This window comes from Pelovirga terrestris (assembly GCF_014773365.1).
In the GTDB taxonomy this organism is placed as follows: Bacteria; Desulfobacterota; Desulfuromonadia; order Desulfuromonadales; family Geopsychrobacteraceae; genus Pelovirga; species Pelovirga terrestris.
The window spans coordinates 119,102-136,770 of record NZ_JACWUN010000011.1 but is presented as its reverse complement, the minus strand read 5'-3'; the positions used below and the strand labels follow the sequence as shown (position 1 = coordinate 136,770).

The following is a 17,669-nucleotide window of genomic DNA, read 5'->3' as shown; positions in this document are numbered from 1 at the left end:
TCAAGGTCGATGGCAGTGGTGATGCCCTGAAGCAGATCAAAGAGTGCAACTACCAGCAGAAGTATCTGGCCGACGGTAAGAGAATCATCCTGATCGGCATCGACTTTGATTCCAACAGCCGTAATGTTGTTGGTTTTGCCTGGGACGCGGTCAAGTAACTGCTGCCACTTGCTGAGCAGACTGAACAAACGTTGCAACCCTGTCAACGACTCCGTTTTCGACAAAAAACGCCCTAAAAGACCCTCCGTGTCGGTAATTGTTCGGTAAAAATGAATGGGCACGCCATAGAGCCCGGTAATCACGGCTCACCAGCGTGATTCAAGCAGATGGTAATAATTGCCGGCGTGGTTCTCGACGGTCTTCATCAGTCTCTTCATGCGCCGGAAGATGGATTTGCGCATCTTCTTAGCACCCTTCTTCTTGCGCACATGGGTCATCTCGATGCAGAGGTTATTCATGTCCCGTAGGAATTTTTTTGGATCGGCCATGCGGTGCTTTAACCCCTGGCCGCGAATCAGGGCAATCGCCTTGATGAGAGTCCGTGTCGCATCGCGCAGCAGCACCCAGTCCACCGGAAAATGGATATTGCTCTTCACACAGGTTGTATCCGCAAAGATCTCATCGAACGTCAAAGCGGTATCCGAATAAAGCAACTCCTTTGCCCTGACGGGATCAGCGGCCGCCCTATTGCCATCGTGAATCAGTGTTGAAATCTCTTCGCAGGAGAAGATTTTTTCATAACGCTCAATGCTGCTCTTGGAGAGAGGACGCACCCCGTCGACCTCAGAGGTATGAGTAAACCACTGAAACAGGGCACTATCTGCAACGCGATGCGAGAGGGCGCGGTGTGAAAGTCCGGTCAGAGCCAGAAGAATGGTGTAACGCAGCGCTTGGCGTAACCGTTTATAAGCGGAAGGGCGGTGGTTTTCGGGGTAAGCGTCATCTGCAGAGGTCAAATGGGCGACGAGCAGACGATGTTCGATGCCCGTAGCCGTAAGAAAATGATCGACCTCTTCGATCGTCTCGCGAAACTCACGATAATCTTTTGCACCGAAAACAACAGGAAGTTCTGGACGAAGTTCAGTCTGAAATGCGATAGTTTTCATAGGACGCCTTTGGTTTCGTTGTGGTGACAAAATTATAAGGCATCTGTTTCCACCTGAAGTTTAGAGTTTCGTGATCTTTGAAAATTTGTCGAAGTTGAAAAAAAAGGTGAAAAATGTGTTGACACACGGGCCACCCTGTGTGGCCGCGCCTTCAAAGCGAATTGAATTCCCCCTGTGTCAGGATAGATGTCGCCTCTCTTTGAGAGCCTTTGAGTGAAACCAGAGGGGCCGAAAGTGACAACATATGACCCACTATTCTGATGAATTAAAGGCGAGCATCATCGCTCGAATGCTGCCGCCTCAGAACACCAGTATTCCTACTTTAGCAAAAGAGACCGGGATTCCGAAAGACACCCTCTATGGTTGGCGGCTTAAGGTTCGCGGTCGAGACGATGCATTGTCACACCAGACGCGGCCAGGCAATGGTTTCAGCAACGAAGAGAAGTTTGCCATCGTGCTGGAAACCGCCAGCTTTAATGAACTGGATCTGGGTGAATATTGCCGCCGCAAAGGCCTCTACCCAGAGCAGATTGCTACGTGGAAACAGGCCTTCATCCAGGGCCCCAACCCGATGGCCAGCAAGGCAGAACGCGAACAGTTGCAGCAGCAGGCCAAGACGATCAAGCAGCTCCAGAGCGAACTGCATCGTAAAGACAGGGCCTTGGCCGAGGCAGCAGCGCTGTTGGTGCTGGGAAAAAAGGCTCAAGCGCTCTGGACAGAAGTCGAGGACGAAAAATCGACCTCCCGGAGCGCCAAAAAATGATAACCTTGATCGCTGAAAGCTGTGCCTCTGGTGCACGTCTGTCCGAGTCCTGCAAGATCGTGGGGCTTTCGCCCCGCACCGTGCAGCGCTGGCGGCAGGACGGCGCAGTGAAGACCGATGGTCGTAAGGCCGGGGCACAGGGCCGGATCCCAGCGAATCGACTTGCTGAGCAGGAGCGGAACGAAATTCTGGCCACCGCCAATGCTCCCCGCTTCGCCCATCTTCCACCCAGCCAGATTGTTCCACAATTAGCCGATGAAGGGTGCTACCTGGCCTCGGAATCAACCTTTTATCGGATATTGCGCGAGGAAAAACAGCTGGCCCGCCGCGGTAAAGCCAAGGCACCCACGTACTCTCGCCCTCCGGAGCTTATCGCCACAGCACCGAATCAGCTCTGGAGCTGGGATATTACCTACCTGGGCACCACGGTGAAGGGCCTGTATTTTTACCTTTACCTGATCATGGACCTGTTCAGTCGTAAAATCGTCGGCTGGGAGGTCTTTGGCGAAGAGTCGGCAGAGCATGCGGCGACCGTGTTTCGCAAAGCTTATTTACGCGAAGGGGTGGCCGGTCAATTGCTGCGGCTACATTCCGACAACGGCTCTCCGATGAAGGGAGCTACCATGCTGGGAACGCTGCAGCGACTCGGCGTCGTACCTTCCTTTAGCCGCCCCTCGGTCAGCAACGACAACCCTTATTCAGAAGCGTTGTTCAAGACCGTGAAGTATCATCCCAGCTTTCCGGACAAGCCATTCGATACCCTGGAACAAGCACGCCAGTGGGTGGCCGGATTCGAGCAGTGGTACAATGAAGTGCATTGTCACAGCGCCCTGAAATTCATCACCCCGGGTCAGCGTCACCGAGGCGATGACCATGAAATATTGCGCCGGAGAACGGAACTCTACGCAGCGGCTAAAGCCAACCGTCCCGAACGCTGGTCAGGCGACCATAGGAACTGGACCCGACCTGAGGTAGTCACCCTGAACCTCCAAAAGTCGTCCCAAGATCAATTGCTGCTCAAAAAAGATGCGGCATGAAAAAAGCGACACATTACTTGACAACGACCGAATTTGAAAGCTTTGAAGGCGCGGCCTCTAGAAGAAAGTTCCCCCCTTTCTTCCGGAGGCCGCTATGGATACCAAGGGATACGGCAATATCCCCCAGTCCCTGTACGACGCTATCAAATTTCTGGCGCAGGCGCTGCCAAAACGAGCGGTTCCAACGTTTCTGGAACTGTTGTTTGGTGCCATGCTGACCCAGAATGGTTTTGTTACTGAAGCCTGGTTGGCGATCAAGCCCCGGTGCCATTGGACCAGTTATTTCAAATGGCTGCAAAAGGGCCGCTGGTCCTGGGTTGCACTCGGGCTGCAAACCGCTCGGTTGGCACTGCAGGAAGCTACCCAGAAACGCTGCTATGTCGCCATCGACGATACGGTCGTCTTTCGCTGTTCGCGCAAAGCGCCTGAGTCACGCATCCACCATCAGCATGGATGCAAGGTCAATCGTCCCGTCTATGTACGGGGACAGAACTGGGTCACCTTGGCGCTGGTGTTACCTCAAGGGTGGCGTTCACTGGCGTTGCCGATTCTTTCCCGGTTATCCAGAAGTACAGGCAATAGTGGCAAACTGGTCGCGGCCAAAACCTTACTCCGCGTAGCCAAGGACCTCTTTGTTCATCACATCGTGACCCTGCTGGTCGATTCCTGGTATATGCGCAAATCTCTGCTGATTCCCGCCCAAGCGATGGGCTATCAGGTCATCGGCCAGGTCCGCAAGGACACGGCGCTGTATCTGCCGCCGCCGTGTCACAATGGCAAGCGCGGGCGGCCCCGTAAATATGGTGACAAGCTGACGGCTGAACGTGTCGCTGAATTGCCCTTGATCAGCCAAAGACTTTTTATCTATGGGCAACGGCAGACGGTTCACTATCGCAGTTGCCTTGCACGAGCCCGCTTTCTTGATGGACAACAGGTTCGGGTGGTCTGGTCGCAGATTGAAAACAACGATGGGTCCTTGCGTCAGCCCCGGCTCATCTTGAGTACTGACCTGGGCTTGTCGGCAACCCGCATCCTGCTGGCGTATAATCGCAGGTGGTCCATTGAGGACCTGTTCAATCAGCTCAAGAACCGTTGGGGCTGGAAAGACGCCTGGCAGCAAAGTCGTCAGGTGCTGCATCGCTGGACCCAGATTCTTTCGACCAGCTATGCACTGCCCCAGTTGCTGGCCCAGAAAAACAGTGATGAAGTTAAGGATCTCGCTTCCATATCGCCTTGGCGGAACAACCAGCCGATCACTGCCGGGCGTGTTCGCCAAGGACTACAAAGGATTTTTCGCCATGTCGATATCCGCAGCCATTGGCACCCGAAGTCGGGAAAATTCATGCCCCAAAGCCGGGGCAAAAAGCCGGATCGACCGCCAGATCTGCGCAACACAGCTTAACTTCGACAATTTTCTGTTATCAATGAACGCTCAGAGCTGGTACCAAAATTTCGGACAGTGCATTAAGGTGGTAAGCCAGCACTGACGAAAGAGAGGAACCAATGAGCAAAACACAACGTAAACGCTATTCCGCCGAGTTCAAAGCCAAGGTCGCCCTGGAAGCCATCAAGGGTGAACAGACCATACAGGAGCTCGGTAGCCTCTACGGTCTGCACCCCAACATGATCACCAATTGGAAACGACAGGCCATCGATAACCTGGCCGAGACCTTTTCCAGCAAAGCAGAACGAGCTCGCAGCAACGATGACCCCGAGATCAAGGAGCTGCACGCCAAGATCGGCCAGCTTACGGTGGAACGGGATTTTTTAGCCAAAGCCTTCGGTCGCATTCGTTGAGCCACGCCCGAAGGAAAACCCTGGTTCAACCTGATCATCCACAATTGAGCATTGTCAAACAATGCGAACTTCTGTCGCTCAACCGCTCCAGCTACTATTATCAGCTGAGCGGCGAGTCTGACTTGAATCTGGAACTGATGCGCCTGATCGACGAACAGTACCTGAAAACGCCTTTTTACGGCCACCGCCAGATGACCCGTCATCTGCGACGCGAAGGTTATGCTGTCAGCCGTCACCGGATCGGACGACTGATGAAGTTGATGGGCCTGTCAGCGATCTATCAAAAGCCCAACACCTCAAAACCGAACAAGCAGCATAAGATTTATCCCTATCTGCTGCGAGATTTGGTCATCAATCGGCCCAATCATGTCTGGTGTTCTGACATCACCTACATCCCCATGCCGAGGGGATTTCTCTATCTGGTGGCGATCATGGACTGGGCGACCCGCAAGGTACTGTCCTGGCGATTGTCAAACACCATGGAAGCTGACTTTTGTGTTGATGCCCTTCAGGAAGCATTCGAGCGCTATGGTCAGCCCGAGATCTTCAATACCGATCAGGGCAGTCAATTCACCAGCGAAGAATTTATCTCTGCCCTCCAGCAATACCCCGCTATCCAAATTTCCATGGATGGTAAAGGGCGCTGGATGGATAACGTCATGATCGAACGTCTTTGGCGTTCCCTGAAATACGAATGCATTTACCTGCATGCATTTGAAACCGGCAGCGAGGTGCGGCAAGGGCTCAAACACTGGATCGATCTCTACAACACCCGGCGGCCTCATTCCAAACTGGACGACAAAACCCCCGATGAGGCATATTGGAAAAAACCCCGGCCCGGTTACGCAGGACCGGCACTCAAACTGGCGGCATAACCATGAAGGCTTTCCACCTTATTTCCGCCGCCAACCTGTCCGAACATCGGAGCCAGCTCTAGATCCAAAAAAGACTTAAAGCACAAGGAGTGGGTATGACAACCCGTGTGGTGCGCGGTCAAGAACGCAAAAGCAGACGCCTTAAGGCCCGCTTCGGCGTCGAGGACCTTTCTAGGATTGCCTTTCTCGGCAACGCTTCAGTTGCCGGCGCCTGGGTTATCACCGGACAGCCGGAGCGGGTCGGAACCCTGCTGCGTCTGTGTATTTATCTGCCTGATGGAGAGGAGGTGTTGGTGCGAGGGCGAGTACAGTGGGCCAAGAAAATTCCGCCGAACCTGATCCGCCTGAGTAAAAATGCCGGTATGGGCATCAAATTTACCCGGTTTGAATCTGGCCTTTCGCTGTTTTCCGATTATCTGGCGACATTGCGCTTCTAATGCCCGCCCCATTGTCATGATGAGCTTAAACGATTATCTTCCCGTCATTACCCCGGATCTGGTTCTGGACCAGCCCGTTCTCGGTAGTTGGCAGGTTCAAGCAGTTTCCGAACGGTTGGCAACCAGTCTTGGCCGGCCTGTCGACCAACTGCGGGGGCGCAAGGTCGCTGCGGTTTTTCCTGATGCTGTGCCGTCCCTGGCGGATCTGGCGACGGAGGTTGTTGAACAGGGGCAGGATCTGTCTGGTATCAGGATACAACTTGTGCCCAGGCAGGCAGATGTGCTGGCTGATCTTCAGGTTGTCGGTTTGACCGACGATCATCAGGGCCGGCAGGTGGTGGTGATTCTCCGTCCGCTGGGGGATGTGCCGGAAGCGGAGAGTTTCCATCGACTGGTTGGGGTCAGTGCCGTCATGCGCGAGGTGTTCCGCAAGGTACGCCTTTATGCTGCTTCGGACGCAACGGTTATTATTACCGGCGAAACCGGGGCCGGCAAGGAGCTGGTTGCTCATGCTCTGCACCTGGAAAGTCACCGCCGTAACAAACCCTTTGCGGCCCTCAATTGTACTGCCATCAGTGAACAGCTGCTCGAATCAGAACTCTTTGGCCACGAGCGCGGTGCTTTTACCGGTGCGGTGCGGGATCATCGTGGATACTTTGAGCGCGCAGATGGCGGCAGCCTGTTTCTCGATGAGCTCGGCGATATGCCCATGTCAACCCAGAGCAAGCTCTTACGGGTCCTGGAAGATGGTCAGGTGGTACGGGTTGGAAGCGAAGTGCCGCGCAAGGTGGATGTCCGGGTTATCGGTGCGACCAATGTGGCGCTGGAAAAGGCCGTCGCCAACAAAGAGTTTCGTGCTGATTTGTACCACCGTCTGGCGGTCTTGCGGATCCATCTGCCCCCCTTGCGCGAACGCGCTGAAGATATCCCGCTGTTGGCCGAACGTTTTCTGGCGCAGTTCAGTCACCAATACGGCAAACCGGCACGGCGCCTGACCTTCGAAGCCGTTCGCCTGTTACAATCCTATCTGTGGCCGGGCAACGTTCGTGAGTTGCGGAATGTCATTGAGCGGGTGGTGGTCGAATCAGAGACCGAAGCGATCGGCGCCCGGGCTTTCGCTGAATGGATCCGTGAGCGTCGCCAGTTTGCCGCCGATCTGCCCGTCGCCCGGCCGGCCCCTTCGTCCGCTTCCCCTCTGCCGGTGGCGTTGCCCTGGTCAGGTTGGGTTGACACGCCACCGCACGCGTCAGTAGTGCCTGGCGCCAGGGGACAGAAAAAGGAGTTGAGCGAAGAAGTGATTCGGCGTGCCTATGCCGCCGCTGACGGAAATCTCTCCGCTGCAGCGCGTCGCCTCGGTATTCATCGTGCCACTCTTTATCGCCATCTGCAGCGGCTTGGTCTTAAGCGCGGTGAGCTGTATCTGGATTGAATCTGAAAAAAGCAGCTAGCCACGCAAAAACTCGGTAGCCACGAACACAACCAACAAAAGACATACCACGTTATTGCATCCCGCCCTTAGAGCTTATCCCATCCTGACCGGGTGCGACGTCGCAGGTGTCGCACTGCTGAGTGCCGCGACGGTTGGTGCGACGTCGCATCCTTTTTTCTTTCTTCCTTAAAGCTTGTAACATACTGAAAATATAGAGATCTGATAATTTTAAAAAGTTGGCATTTGATTTGTATTAAGGGAATAGCAAACAGGAGTGCCGACCGAACTATTTCTGCGGCATGGCAAGATAAGCAGGCAACTACAAAGACACTTAAAAGGGAGGAAACCATGTTGAGATTTCATCTGATGAACCCGTTTGACGGCATGCAGCGCGAAGTAGAACATTTGCTGCGTGGTTTTGATCTGGATCCAATTGTTCGGCGTGAGCAGGGACGAATCAATTTCATCATGCGAGAGCATGATGAGAAATATCAGGTCGAGGCGGCATTGCCTGGCGTTAATGCTGAGAAGCTGGACATCAATGTAGTTGACCGTCAGCTGGTGATCAAGGGTGAATTTGCTCCGCACGATCTGCCGGACAACGCTCGTGTCCATCGTCAGGAACGTAGAAGTGGCTGCTTTGAGCAGAGCCTGATGTTGACCAGCAAGTTCGATCGGGACAATATCGCCGCTGAATATAAGGATGGCATCCTGAGCATCAGTATCCCCAAGGCGAAAGAAGCTCTCCCCCGGCGGATTGAAATCAAAGCCGGTTGACGGGCCGTTCGATTGATCAAGTGGTCCGGATGGGTCGTTAGTGTGACAACAATAACGTCAATAACCAGCAATGAGGTATGGATATGAATGACAAGCAGATGGCAACCCAACAAGTAGCACAGGCGCACCCGCTTGAGCAGGCAAGCCCTGTCCTCTGGGGCACTCCCGCAGTTGATATTTATGAGACCGATCATGAACTGGTACTGCTGGCAGATATGCCCGGGGTTAATGAGCAAGGGCTGCAGCTGGAAGTTTCCCGTGGGGTGTTAACTCTCGAAGCTGAGCGCACAGAAAGTGAAAATGGCAACAAGCACGGTTACTACCGGCAATTCAAGCTCTCCGATCGGATTGATGCGGACGCCGGACAGGCGCAATTAAAAGATGGAGTTCTCACCCTGCGGTTACCGAAAAGCGCGACGGCCAAGCCGAAGAAGATTGCCGTTAAAACCCTTCACTAACCAGCTGGTTGCCACTGAGGCTGGTGAAAACTTATTTACTGCCGGGGTCGTCAAGGGCCCCGGTTTTTTTTGCGCGGATGTTCAGCAGGATGACAAGTCTGTTGGTATAATTTCACAGTATCATCAATAGTGTCTGACACAGGAGGAAGGGATGATTGATCTAAATAAAACAACCCAGAAAGTCCAGGAGGCCTTACAAGCTGCCCAGGCATTGGCTCTGCGCTATGGCCACACGGAAATCGACGGGGAACATCTGCTTCTGGCGCTGTGTGAACAGCAGGAGGGGCTGGCGCCGCGACTGCTGCAGAAAATGAACATCGCGGTTGAGGATGTGGTGGGTGGTTTGCGCCAGGATGTCCAATCGCGCCCGCGCGTCAGCGGTGCTGGAGTCGATAGTGGCAAGCTTTACGCCAGCCGGCGTTTAAGTCAGCTGCTCATGCAGGCCGAAACCGAAGCCAAACAACTCAAGGATGAGTACATCAGCGTTGAGCATGTTCTCCTGGCCGCAACCGGTGAAGGCGAGCGTAGTGCAGCAGGCCGCTTGCTGAAAAAATTCAACGTTGAACGCAATACCATGCTCCAGGCATTGACCAGTATCCGCGGCAATCAGCGGGTCACCAGTCAGGACCCTGAAGCCACTTATGAGGCCCTGGCCAAGTTCGGTCGCGACCTGGTGGAAGAGGTCAAAAAGGGGAAGCTCGATCCGGTCATCGGTAGGGATGAAGAGATCCGTCGGGTCATCCGGGTCTTATCGCGCAAAACCAAAAACAATCCGGTGCTGATCGGTGAGCCGGGAGTCGGCAAGACGGCGATTGTCGAAGGTCTGGCCCATCGGATCGTGCGCGGTGACGTGCCGGAAGGCTTAAAAGATAAAACCGTTTATTCTCTTGATATGGGAGCGTTGGTCGCCGGCGCCAAATACCGGGGGGAGTTTGAAGAGCGACTCAAAGCGGTGCTTAAAGAGGTACAGGAGAGTCAGGGTCGGATTCTGCTGTTTATTGATGAGCTCCACACCATCGTCGGTGCCGGCAAGAGCGAGGGCGCCATGGACGCGGGCAACATGCTCAAACCGATGCTGGCACGGGGTGAGCTCCACTGTATCGGCGCTACCACTCTGGATGAATATCGCCAGCACCTGGAAAAGGATCCGGCCCTGGAACGACGCTTTCAGCCGGTAATGGTCGATCAGCCCAATGTCGAAGCGACCATCAGTATCCTGCGTGGACTCAAGGAACGTTACGAGGTCTACCATGGGGTACGCATCCAGGATAACGCCCTGGTTGCGGCGGCGGAGCTCAGTCATCGCTACATTGCAGACCGGTTTTTGCCGGACAAGGCGATTGACCTGGTGGACGAGGCCTGTGCCACGATTCGTACCGAAATTGATTCCATGCCGGCAGAGCTTGATGCCATCACCCGGCGGCTGATGCAGCTGGAAATCGAAGAAGCGGCCCTCAAAAAAGAAAAGGATGCCGCCAGCAGTGAACGCCTGGGTGCCCTGCAGAAGGAGCTGGCCGAACTCAAGGAACAGGAAAAGGTCTTCTCAGCTCAATGGCAGCTGGAAAAAGGGGGGATTAAGGGAGTTCAGAACCTGCGAGAAGAAATCGAGCAGGTGCGCCTGGATATTGCGAGCGCCGAACGCAGCTATGATCTCAACCGTGCCGCTGAGCTCAAGCATGGCAAGTTGCCGGAACTGGAGAAGCGCTTGCAGCAAGAGGAAGAGAAGTTGGCCGGGAGCGATCAACAGGCAAAAATGCTACGCGAAGAGGTGACCGAAGACGAGATCGCCGAAATCGTTGCCCGTTGGACCGGTATTCCGGTCACGCGGCTGATCGAAAGCGAGCGCGACAAGCTGTTGCGTCTCGATGAGATCCTTCATGAGCGGGTTGTGGGTCAGAATGAGGCGGTCGACCGGGTTGCCGATGCAGTGATCCGTGCCCGCGCAGGGGTCAAGGATCCACGCCGTCCCATCGGTTCCTTTATTTTTCTCGGGCCCACCGGCGTCGGTAAAACGGAACTGGCCCGGACCCTCGCCGCCGCCTTGTTTGATAGCGAAGACAACATGATACGCATCGACATGTCGGAGTATATGGAAAAGCACGCGGTCAGTCGCCTGCTTGGTGCCCCACCCGGCTATATCGGCTACGAGGAAGGCGGCCAGCTGACTGAAGCGGTACGGCGCAAGCCCTACTCGGTGGTGCTGTTTGATGAAATTGAAAAGGCCCACCCGGACGTTTTTAATGTGCTGTTGCAGATTCTTGATGATGGGCGTGCTACCGATGCCAAGGGACGGATGGTCAGCTTTAAAAATACCGTGATTATTATGACCTCGAATATCGCGTCACATTATCTGCTTGAGGGTATTAAAGACGGGGAGATCCCCCAGTCGGTTCAGGATCAGGTTGAACAGGAATTACGGCGCAGCTTCCGGCCGGAGTTCCTTAATCGGATTGACGATATCATCATCTTCAAGCCCCTGGCCCTCGATGAAATCAAACAGATTGTTTATCTGCTGGTCGAGGATTTGCGTAAGCGCTTGCAAGAGCAGCGCCTCGAGCTGGAACTGACCCCGGCAGCGGCTGATCATATTGCCACCAGCGGCTATGATCCGGTCTACGGCGCGCGCCCCTTGAAGCGTTATCTCCAGCACCAGCTTGAGACCCGCATCGGCCGCGCATTGATCCGCGGCGATATGACTGAGGGCGGCAAGGTGGTTGTTGATGTAAGCGCCGGCACCCTTGAGGTCAGGGTTGAACCAAAGAAATAAAAAAGCGTAGCAACTTAGCGAAAAAACTTGCCAAACGCAAGAGGTTGACTATAATAAATACCAAACGAGTAATAATTTATCTGTCGACCCGATAAGGAGGGTACCATGCGTATCGATATACTCTGTAGGCCGGACAAACCGGAAAGTTGTCAGGGGACCGTGGATAATGTGCGTCAAGCCCTTGAGCAGCTCGGGGTTAAGGCCGAGGTCCACCAGTACAGTGACTCGCGCAAAATGATTGACAACCGGATTTATGTCGTCCCGGCATTGATGATCGACGATCAGGTTCGGATCGCCGGGCGTGTGCCGAAGGTTGATGAGATCATCAATTTTATTGTCGAGCGGCCCCGTTATCTGAAGGATACCGCTGAAGTCGCATAACTGCTTATCACTAACAAGAAACCATCATCAAGGCTCCTGCAGACATACCTGCGGGAGCCTTTACTTTTTTGAGCGTTCGCGCTACCGTAACTCCTCATTATGAAGGAGTGATAATCCTGATGGCGTCGCAAAAACTCACCAACTGCTGCGCCGGATTACCAACCGTCGCCCCGGTTTCACTGCTTCGACATATATAGGTACGCCTCATTGCTCAATCATCGCGCGCCTTGCATTTGGCGCTTTTTGCTTAGCCAGCTAAATTGACACTTTTTGAGAAAGCATCAACAATGCCCAAAGTCCTACTCGTCGATGATGTTGATCTCTTCCTCGAACTTGAACGTTCGTACCTTGATGGGTGCGGTTATGATTTATTGACGGCCTCGTCGGGGGAAGAAGCTCTTAACCGCCTCGATAAGGTCGCTCCCGATATCCTGCTGCTGGATTTTTATATGCCGGGGATCAATGGCGATGACGTCTGTCGCACCATCCGCCGCAACCCGCGCTGGCACCGGTTGCCGGTACTGATGGTGACTGCTGCCGGTAAGGCTGAAGAGGTGCAGAAATGTCTCGATGCCGGCTGTGATGATTATATCACCAAGCCGGTCAACAAGCTGGAACTGCGCGAAAAGGTTGCGCGCCTGTTAGGTGAAGTGAAACGTCGCACCGCTGAACGGGTGGTGGTCGATATGCCGGTAGAGTTGGAGGACGGGTTCAAGGTTCATCAGGCCCGGACCGAAGACCTGTCAGTCACCGGCGCCCGCATCTGCTCATCGGTGGCATTGGAAGAGAATTCCACCATCAAGCTTTCCTTTGCCCTGCCGGAAGGAGAGACCCTCTCCCTCTACGGTCGGGTAAAACGCACGGCAGAGAGTGCCGGCGACAAAAAGGGGATTTACTTTCTCCACCCCGATCAGCACAGCAAACAGAACCTTGATCATCTGGTGCGATTCAAGAAGGTCGAGGCGCTGCGCCAGGGGGGGATCGATGCAAATTTATGTCAACGTCTGGCAGCCCTTGAGGATGAATGCTCACGCTTGCGGCGTGAACAGAATGACGCCATGCAGCGCATCGGCGAATTGGAGGAGGAAAATCTTGATTTTGCCAATCAGCTGGTCAGGGTGGAACAGGTCAACAATAACCTGACTAACCTCTACCTCGCCTCGTCCCGGCTGCATTCCACCCTCGACCGCGGGGAGACCCTGGATATCATTAAAGAGGTTGTGATTAATTTTGTCGGCGCGGAAAAATTTGCGGTACTGCTTTACAATAAGGTCAGCAAGGAACTGGTTTTTGAAACCGGTGAGGGGTTTGAACAGGCGGAAAATCTTCCGGTTATTAGTGCCGCCGACGGGGTCTTCGGGGAGGTGGTCGCCAGTGGTGAAAACTATTTCTGCAGTGGTTCGATGACCGCCGGATCTGATGACCTGTTAGCTCCAATCGTCGCTATTCCCCTGAAGACCCAGCAGCACCTGATCGGAGTGCTGGCTGTCTATCGTTTGTTCATCCAGAAGGATCAGCTCGAGTCCATCGATTACCAGCTTTTTTCCATGCTCGGCGAACATGCCGCCACGGCTCTTTTCTCTTCCTCCCTCTATGCCCGCTCGGAACGCAAGCGCCAGACCTATGAAGGCTTTGTCGATCTGCTGATCAAGTAATCGGCAGCAGAATCCCCTGCTCTGCAGCCAACAGCGCCTGCTCTTCAGCTTGTTGAGGGTCAAGCTGCGTCAGCAGGGTTGTACCGCTTTGGCCTGTGGTTGCCATTTGCAGCATCCGGGCCAGGGAGTCATCCAGCGTTTCGATCAGCATTTCCCCGTGCACTTTCAGCAGCAAACGTTGCCCCGGATCCTGTTGCAGTTGTTTGGCGATTTTATTCAGTGATTCTCCTCCGATAACTTCCAGGTCGGCCGGATCATAGTGGAAAAAATGCAGGAAGACAGCTGGGTTGAGTTGCCAGTGAGCTGCGGCAAAGACCGCCGGGGTGATCTGCTGCCCTGCCGGTTGACAGTCGTCACCAAGCAGGATTTCTGCGCACAGGTAATGGAAGTGCAGCAGATCCTCGATCAGGGGGATCAGTTGGTATTGCTTGTGGCGTCGACATTGTTCACGGCAGAAGTCACGTTGCAGCGGGAGGATTCGCTCCGGCCTCCAGGCTTCGACCTCAACAAGCTGTGCTCTGGCGCAGGCTTTTTCCGCCGTCAGCCAGTCAGCAAACTGCTGCAACAGGGTGGCAGGGGTTGCATGGAACAGGTCGCACAGCGGCAGAAAAAATCCTACTGCCCGGCCGCGGTTGTAAAAAATGTCGGCAGCGGCAGCAAGTAGTTGACTCTGTTCGATCTGCTCGGTCGGGTAGCTGGTGGTTGTTTCAACCAGGTACGGCGGCGTGCTCCGGGCACACAGACCAAATTCGCTGCGGCGCCGGTGCAGGTCTGTCCCCGGCAATACCGCCAGCGGGAAGATGTCGACCTGGTTAGGCTGTTGCTCCAGGGCGAAATCAAGGCTACGGCAGAATCCCTGGTGGTTGTCGCCGGGCAGTCCGTAAATCAGATCGAGCCCGAAAACGATACCAGCCAGGTTGAGCTGGTGCAGGACCCGGCGCATCTGTTGGGGATTGATACGGCGTTGCAGGGGTTTGAGGATTTCCGGATGGGCTGACTGCAAGCCAATCTGTACGGAGCAGGAGAGCTGTGTCAGTAAATCAATGGTATGGCTATCGAGCAAATCGGCTTTGGCCTCAATGTGATAGTGGATCTGCGGAGCGACATCGATCAGCAATTGCAGGAGCTTGTGCCCACGCTGAGCCGGGGCATTGAAGGTTGAATCGAGAATCCATATCTGGCTCACCGAAGACTTAGCGAACAGCTTCAGCTCCCGGCGTAAGCGGGCAAAAGGAAACGGGCGCACACCCTGATGACCTTTGGCATCGTAACAGAAGGAGCAATTAAAATGGCAGCCCCGGGCAACTTCCCACAGGACCCCACAGCCGGGCGTTAAGGGCAGAACCCCGGTCAGCCATGGCGAGGGCAGGCCGGCCAGGTCAGGGCAGGTGGCAGCCGGCGGGTCTGCCAATGCCGCCGCGGCACTGACAAAGCCATCTATTCCGGCTATTAAGCGGCCGCGAACCAGAGAATCCACCAGCGCCGCAAAGGCCAGTTCCCCTTCCCCGCGAATGACACCGTCAAGACCACCGGCGCTGATCAGCTCAGCGCAGTTGCCGGCGGTTTCCGGACCACCGGCCAGGAGAAAGAGCCGGGGCTGCTGGGCCCGCAGGTGGCGGGCCAGAGCCAGCAGCGCGGTGCGGTTCCACAGACTTAAGGAAAAGGCGATCAGGTCGGGCTCTTTATCCAGCAGGTGCCGGCTGATCAGATCGATATCGAGGGGCGGATAGAGAGTGATGATCTCTGTTTGCTGTTGCTGTTCGCTCGACAGGGCCGCCATGATACAGCCGGCGGCCAGTGCTACGGCCTGGTCCGACTCACGGACATGCTGGCTGACAATCAGGATGCGCATAAACTTTGAGCCATTTCGCGGATAAGGTGGTGAACGGGGTGATTAACTTTTGAACCGCACCCTGATCCGGGGTTTCCCCTCATGGATGTCAACGCTGAATTCCACCGGCTTGTCGCCGTAGCGACTGCGAATCTGCTCGCGCTGAGTGTCAAGAAAAGAAGCAATCTTTTCCGGGGTTGGTCCGTCTCCGGCAAGACCGCAATTTTTACGGGCCTGGAGCATCTGCTGATGCAGTCGTTCGGCTTCGCCGGGTGACACGGGGGCATCGTCCGATTGCTTCGTGGCGGCCGGGGAACGTTGGCGTTTGGTGAGGTGCCGGTGGTATTTGCCTTCGTCCATCAGGCGCAGAATGCGATCCCAGTACTGGCAGTACGACATGAAGCGCGAGGCCAGTCCCTGGTAGCGGAATTGCAGATCGGTCCAGACAATGTGGCGGTTGGTAAAGTGCCGTACCTTGCGTGCCAGAACCTTGCGATCAGCGACCGGCTCACGCCGCTCAATGCCGGCGAAATATTGCTCGTAACGAATTTCCAGCTCCTTCAGCTGCTGCTGCATCGCGTCGAGTTCCTGAGCTATTGTACGGCGATCATCCATGGTGTTTTCCCTCCATAGGGCCTGACTATACGTCAGCACCAACCAATTGTAAATAATGCACAAATCTTTCTGATAGCTTCAGCCGGATGGTGCTTGACTTGTGGTAAACCCTTTCGAGATAATTCACTGTTTATATGTATCTGTTACGCACCGGGTCGGCAATCCTGTGGCAAGGATAGAGCTGAATAGTTACGTTTATATTTTTTGCTGGGCGATGAAGTGCCCCATACTGGATCATTTCAGGCGCGATTATTCATGTCTGCAGGTGTCGGCAGCCCCGATCCTCTGCTACGTGAGTATGGAGTTATTACGCGTTAGATTGCGTTTATCATCAATAGACCAAGGGGATTTTTATGAGTAGTGGACTAGCAGCAGTTATCCTGGCCGCCGGTAAGGGGACGAGGATGCGTTCGACCAAGCCGAAGGTGTTGCATCCGTTATGCGGGCGACCAATGCTTTATTATCCGCTGGAATCGGCGCGTCAAGCGGGCTTTCCCCAGCTCAAGGTGGTTGTCGGTCATGGTGCTGACCAGGTCAGGGAAGCCTTTCCTGAGCAACAGATTGAGTGGGTTGAACAGACCAGTCAGCTCGGCACCGGTCACGCCCTGATGTGTGCTGTCGAGTCGCTGCGTGGTTACTCCGGGCCCCTGTTGCTGTTGTGTGGCGATGTCCCTTTACTCAAACCCGAGACAGTGCAGCGGCTCTATGAGTATCATCGTCACGAGGAAGCCGCAGTGACGATCCTCAGTGCCCGCATGGCTGATCCATACGGCTACGGCAGGATCATTCGGGACGGCGAACAGATCCTGGGCATTGTCGAAGAAAAGGATGCCGATGAGGATCAGCGTCTGGTGACGGAAATTAATTCCGGCACCTATCTGTTTGATGCGGCCTTTGTTGTTTCTGCCTTGCAGGGGCTGACCAAGAACAATGCCCAGGGGGAATATTACCTGACCGACGTGGTGGCGGCGGCGACTGCCGCGGGCAAAACAACCCGCGCCCTGTGTGTTGACGACGCGACCGAAGTGATGGGGATCAATGACCGTCGGCAGCTGGCCGAAGCCGAGGTGCTGATGCGGTGGAAGATCAACGCGGATCTGCTCTATGCCGGGGTGACCATGATCGACCCGACCACTGTTTATATCGATGATGGTGTCGAGCTTGGTACTGATACCCTGATTCATCCCAACGTCCATCTCCATGGCAAAACCTCCATCGGTCGCAACTGTATTATCGAGACCGGTGTGGTGGTGACGGATTCACAGATCGCCGCAGGTAGTCATCTTAAAGCCGGCTCGGTGATTGAAGGGTCGCAAGTCGGTCCCGATTGTGTCATCGGCCCCATGGCCCACCTGCGTCCCGGTACCCAACTGGCCGGCCGCAACAAGATCGGCAACTATGTCGAAACCAAGAAGGCCGTCCTCGGCGAAGGCTCCCAGGCCAGTCACCTGACTTATATCGGTGACGCCGAAGTCGGCCGAAATGTTAATTTCGGTTGCGGCACGATCACCTGTAACTACGACGGCGTTAACAAACATAACACCACGATCGAGGATGATGTCTTCATTGGTAGTGATACCCAGTTTATTGCCCCGGTGCATATCGGTCGCAATAGTCTGATTGCAGCGGGTTCAACGATCACCAAGGACGTGCCGGCCGATGCCTTGGCGCTGTCGCGCGTTGATCAGAAGAACATTGTTGGCTGGCGTCTGCGCAAGCAGAAAAAATCTTGAAAAACTAA

Annotated in this window: 15 protein-coding genes; 12 read left to right on the top strand and 3 right to left on the bottom strand. The window is 54.8% G+C overall.

All coding sequences use genetic code 11. The annotated features are described in order from the left end of the window. Positions 1 to 26 precede the first annotated feature (26 nt). On the top strand, positions 27 to 158 hold the full coding sequence (locus tag ICT70_RS15260) for a PD-(D/E)XK nuclease domain-containing protein (RefSeq protein WP_224746985.1): 132 nt from the start codon (positions 27 to 29) through the stop codon (positions 156 to 158). Between the two features lie 147 nt (positions 159 to 305). Here ICT70_RS15260 and ICT70_RS10670 read toward each other — a convergent pair whose 3' ends face one another. Continuing rightward, entirely contained in the window at positions 306 to 1,106 is an 801-nt protein-coding gene (locus ICT70_RS10670; RefSeq protein WP_191156399.1) for a hypothetical protein, read from the bottom strand. 244 nt (positions 1,107 to 1,350) lie between these two features. Here ICT70_RS10670 and ICT70_RS10665 point away from each other — a divergent pair. The 10 genes from ICT70_RS10665 to ICT70_RS10620 all read left to right on the top strand — a co-directional run bounded on the left by ICT70_RS10665 (position 1,351) and on the right by ICT70_RS10620 (position 13,482). Continuing rightward, positions 1,351 to 2,906 (top strand): IS3 family transposase gene (locus ICT70_RS10665; protein WP_224746982.1). Its coding sequence is split into 2 segments (ribosomal slippage): positions 1,351 to 1,810 and positions 1,810 to 2,906, totalling 1,557 coding nucleotides; the frame shifts between segments, so codons are not numbered across the junction. A 94-nt stretch (positions 2,907 to 3,000) separates the two neighbouring features. Next, the gene (locus ICT70_RS10660) at positions 3,001 to 4,308 is read left to right on the top strand and encodes an IS701 family transposase (protein WP_191156397.1); all 1,308 of its coding nucleotides are present in this window, start codon (positions 3,001 to 3,003) and stop codon (positions 4,306 to 4,308) included. A 101-nt stretch (positions 4,309 to 4,409) separates the two neighbouring features. Continuing rightward, positions 4,410 to 5,578, top strand: a protein-coding gene (locus ICT70_RS10655) for an IS3 family transposase (RefSeq protein WP_420488582.1) whose coding sequence is annotated in 2 segments (ribosomal slippage) — positions 4,410 to 4,668 and positions 4,668 to 5,578 — 1,170 coding nt in all. Because the reading frame shifts where the segments join, the coding sequence is not laid out codon by codon here. Between the two features lie 95 nt (positions 5,579 to 5,673). Further along, entirely contained in the window at positions 5,674 to 6,015 is a 342-nt protein-coding gene (locus tag ICT70_RS10650; RefSeq protein WP_191156395.1) for a hypothetical protein, read from the top strand. A gap of 16 nt (positions 6,016 to 6,031) precedes the next feature. Continuing rightward, positions 6,032 to 7,444: a sigma-54 interaction domain-containing protein gene (locus ICT70_RS10645; RefSeq protein WP_191156394.1), complete on the top strand. Its 1,413-nt coding sequence runs from the start codon at positions 6,032 to 6,034 to the stop codon at positions 7,442 to 7,444. Positions 7,445 to 7,792: 348 nt separating this feature from the next. Continuing rightward, complete coding sequence (locus ICT70_RS10640; RefSeq protein WP_191156393.1) at positions 7,793 to 8,221, top strand: Hsp20/alpha crystallin family protein; 429 nt, start codon at positions 7,793 to 7,795, stop codon at positions 8,219 to 8,221. An 83-nt stretch (positions 8,222 to 8,304) separates the two neighbouring features. Then, entirely contained in the window at positions 8,305 to 8,679 is a 375-nt protein-coding gene (locus tag ICT70_RS10635) for an Hsp20/alpha crystallin family protein (protein ID WP_191156392.1), read from the top strand. A 151-nt stretch (positions 8,680 to 8,830) separates the two neighbouring features. Further along, on the top strand, positions 8,831 to 11,446 hold the full coding sequence (clpB, locus tag ICT70_RS10630) for an ATP-dependent chaperone ClpB (RefSeq protein WP_224746981.1): 2,616 nt from the start codon (positions 8,831 to 8,833) through the stop codon (positions 11,444 to 11,446). Between the two features lie 105 nt (positions 11,447 to 11,551). Beyond that, on the top strand, positions 11,552 to 11,827 hold the full coding sequence (locus ICT70_RS10625; RefSeq protein ID WP_191156391.1) for a thioredoxin family protein: 276 nt from the start codon (positions 11,552 to 11,554) through the stop codon (positions 11,825 to 11,827). 287 nt (positions 11,828 to 12,114) lie between these two features. After that, positions 12,115 to 13,482, top strand: a complete 1,368-nt coding sequence (locus ICT70_RS10620; RefSeq protein WP_191156390.1) for a response regulator — start codon at positions 12,115 to 12,117, stop codon at positions 13,480 to 13,482. Here the strand turns inward: ICT70_RS10620 and ICT70_RS10615 are convergent. Together ICT70_RS10615 and ICT70_RS10610 are read right to left on the bottom strand one after the other, a co-directional pair. Continuing rightward, on the bottom strand, positions 13,475 to 15,334 hold the full coding sequence (locus ICT70_RS10615; protein ID WP_191156389.1) for a B12-binding domain-containing radical SAM protein: 1,860 nt from the start codon (positions 15,332 to 15,334) through the stop codon (positions 13,475 to 13,477). The two genes, ICT70_RS10620 and ICT70_RS10615, sit on opposite strands and share 8 nt — an antisense overlap. 42 nt (positions 15,335 to 15,376) lie before the next feature. Further along, positions 15,377 to 15,928: an MXAN_5187 C-terminal domain-containing protein gene (locus ICT70_RS10610; protein WP_191156387.1), complete on the bottom strand. Its 552-nt coding sequence runs from the start codon at positions 15,926 to 15,928 to the stop codon at positions 15,377 to 15,379. 353 nt (positions 15,929 to 16,281) lie between these two features. On the opposite strand from ICT70_RS10610, the gene glmU reads away from it, so the two are divergent. Beyond that, complete coding sequence (gene glmU / locus ICT70_RS10605; protein WP_191156385.1) at positions 16,282 to 17,661, top strand: bifunctional UDP-N-acetylglucosamine diphosphorylase/glucosamine-1-phosphate N-acetyltransferase GlmU; 1,380 nt, start codon at positions 16,282 to 16,284, stop codon at positions 17,659 to 17,661. Positions 17,662 to 17,669: the final 8 nt, after the last annotated feature.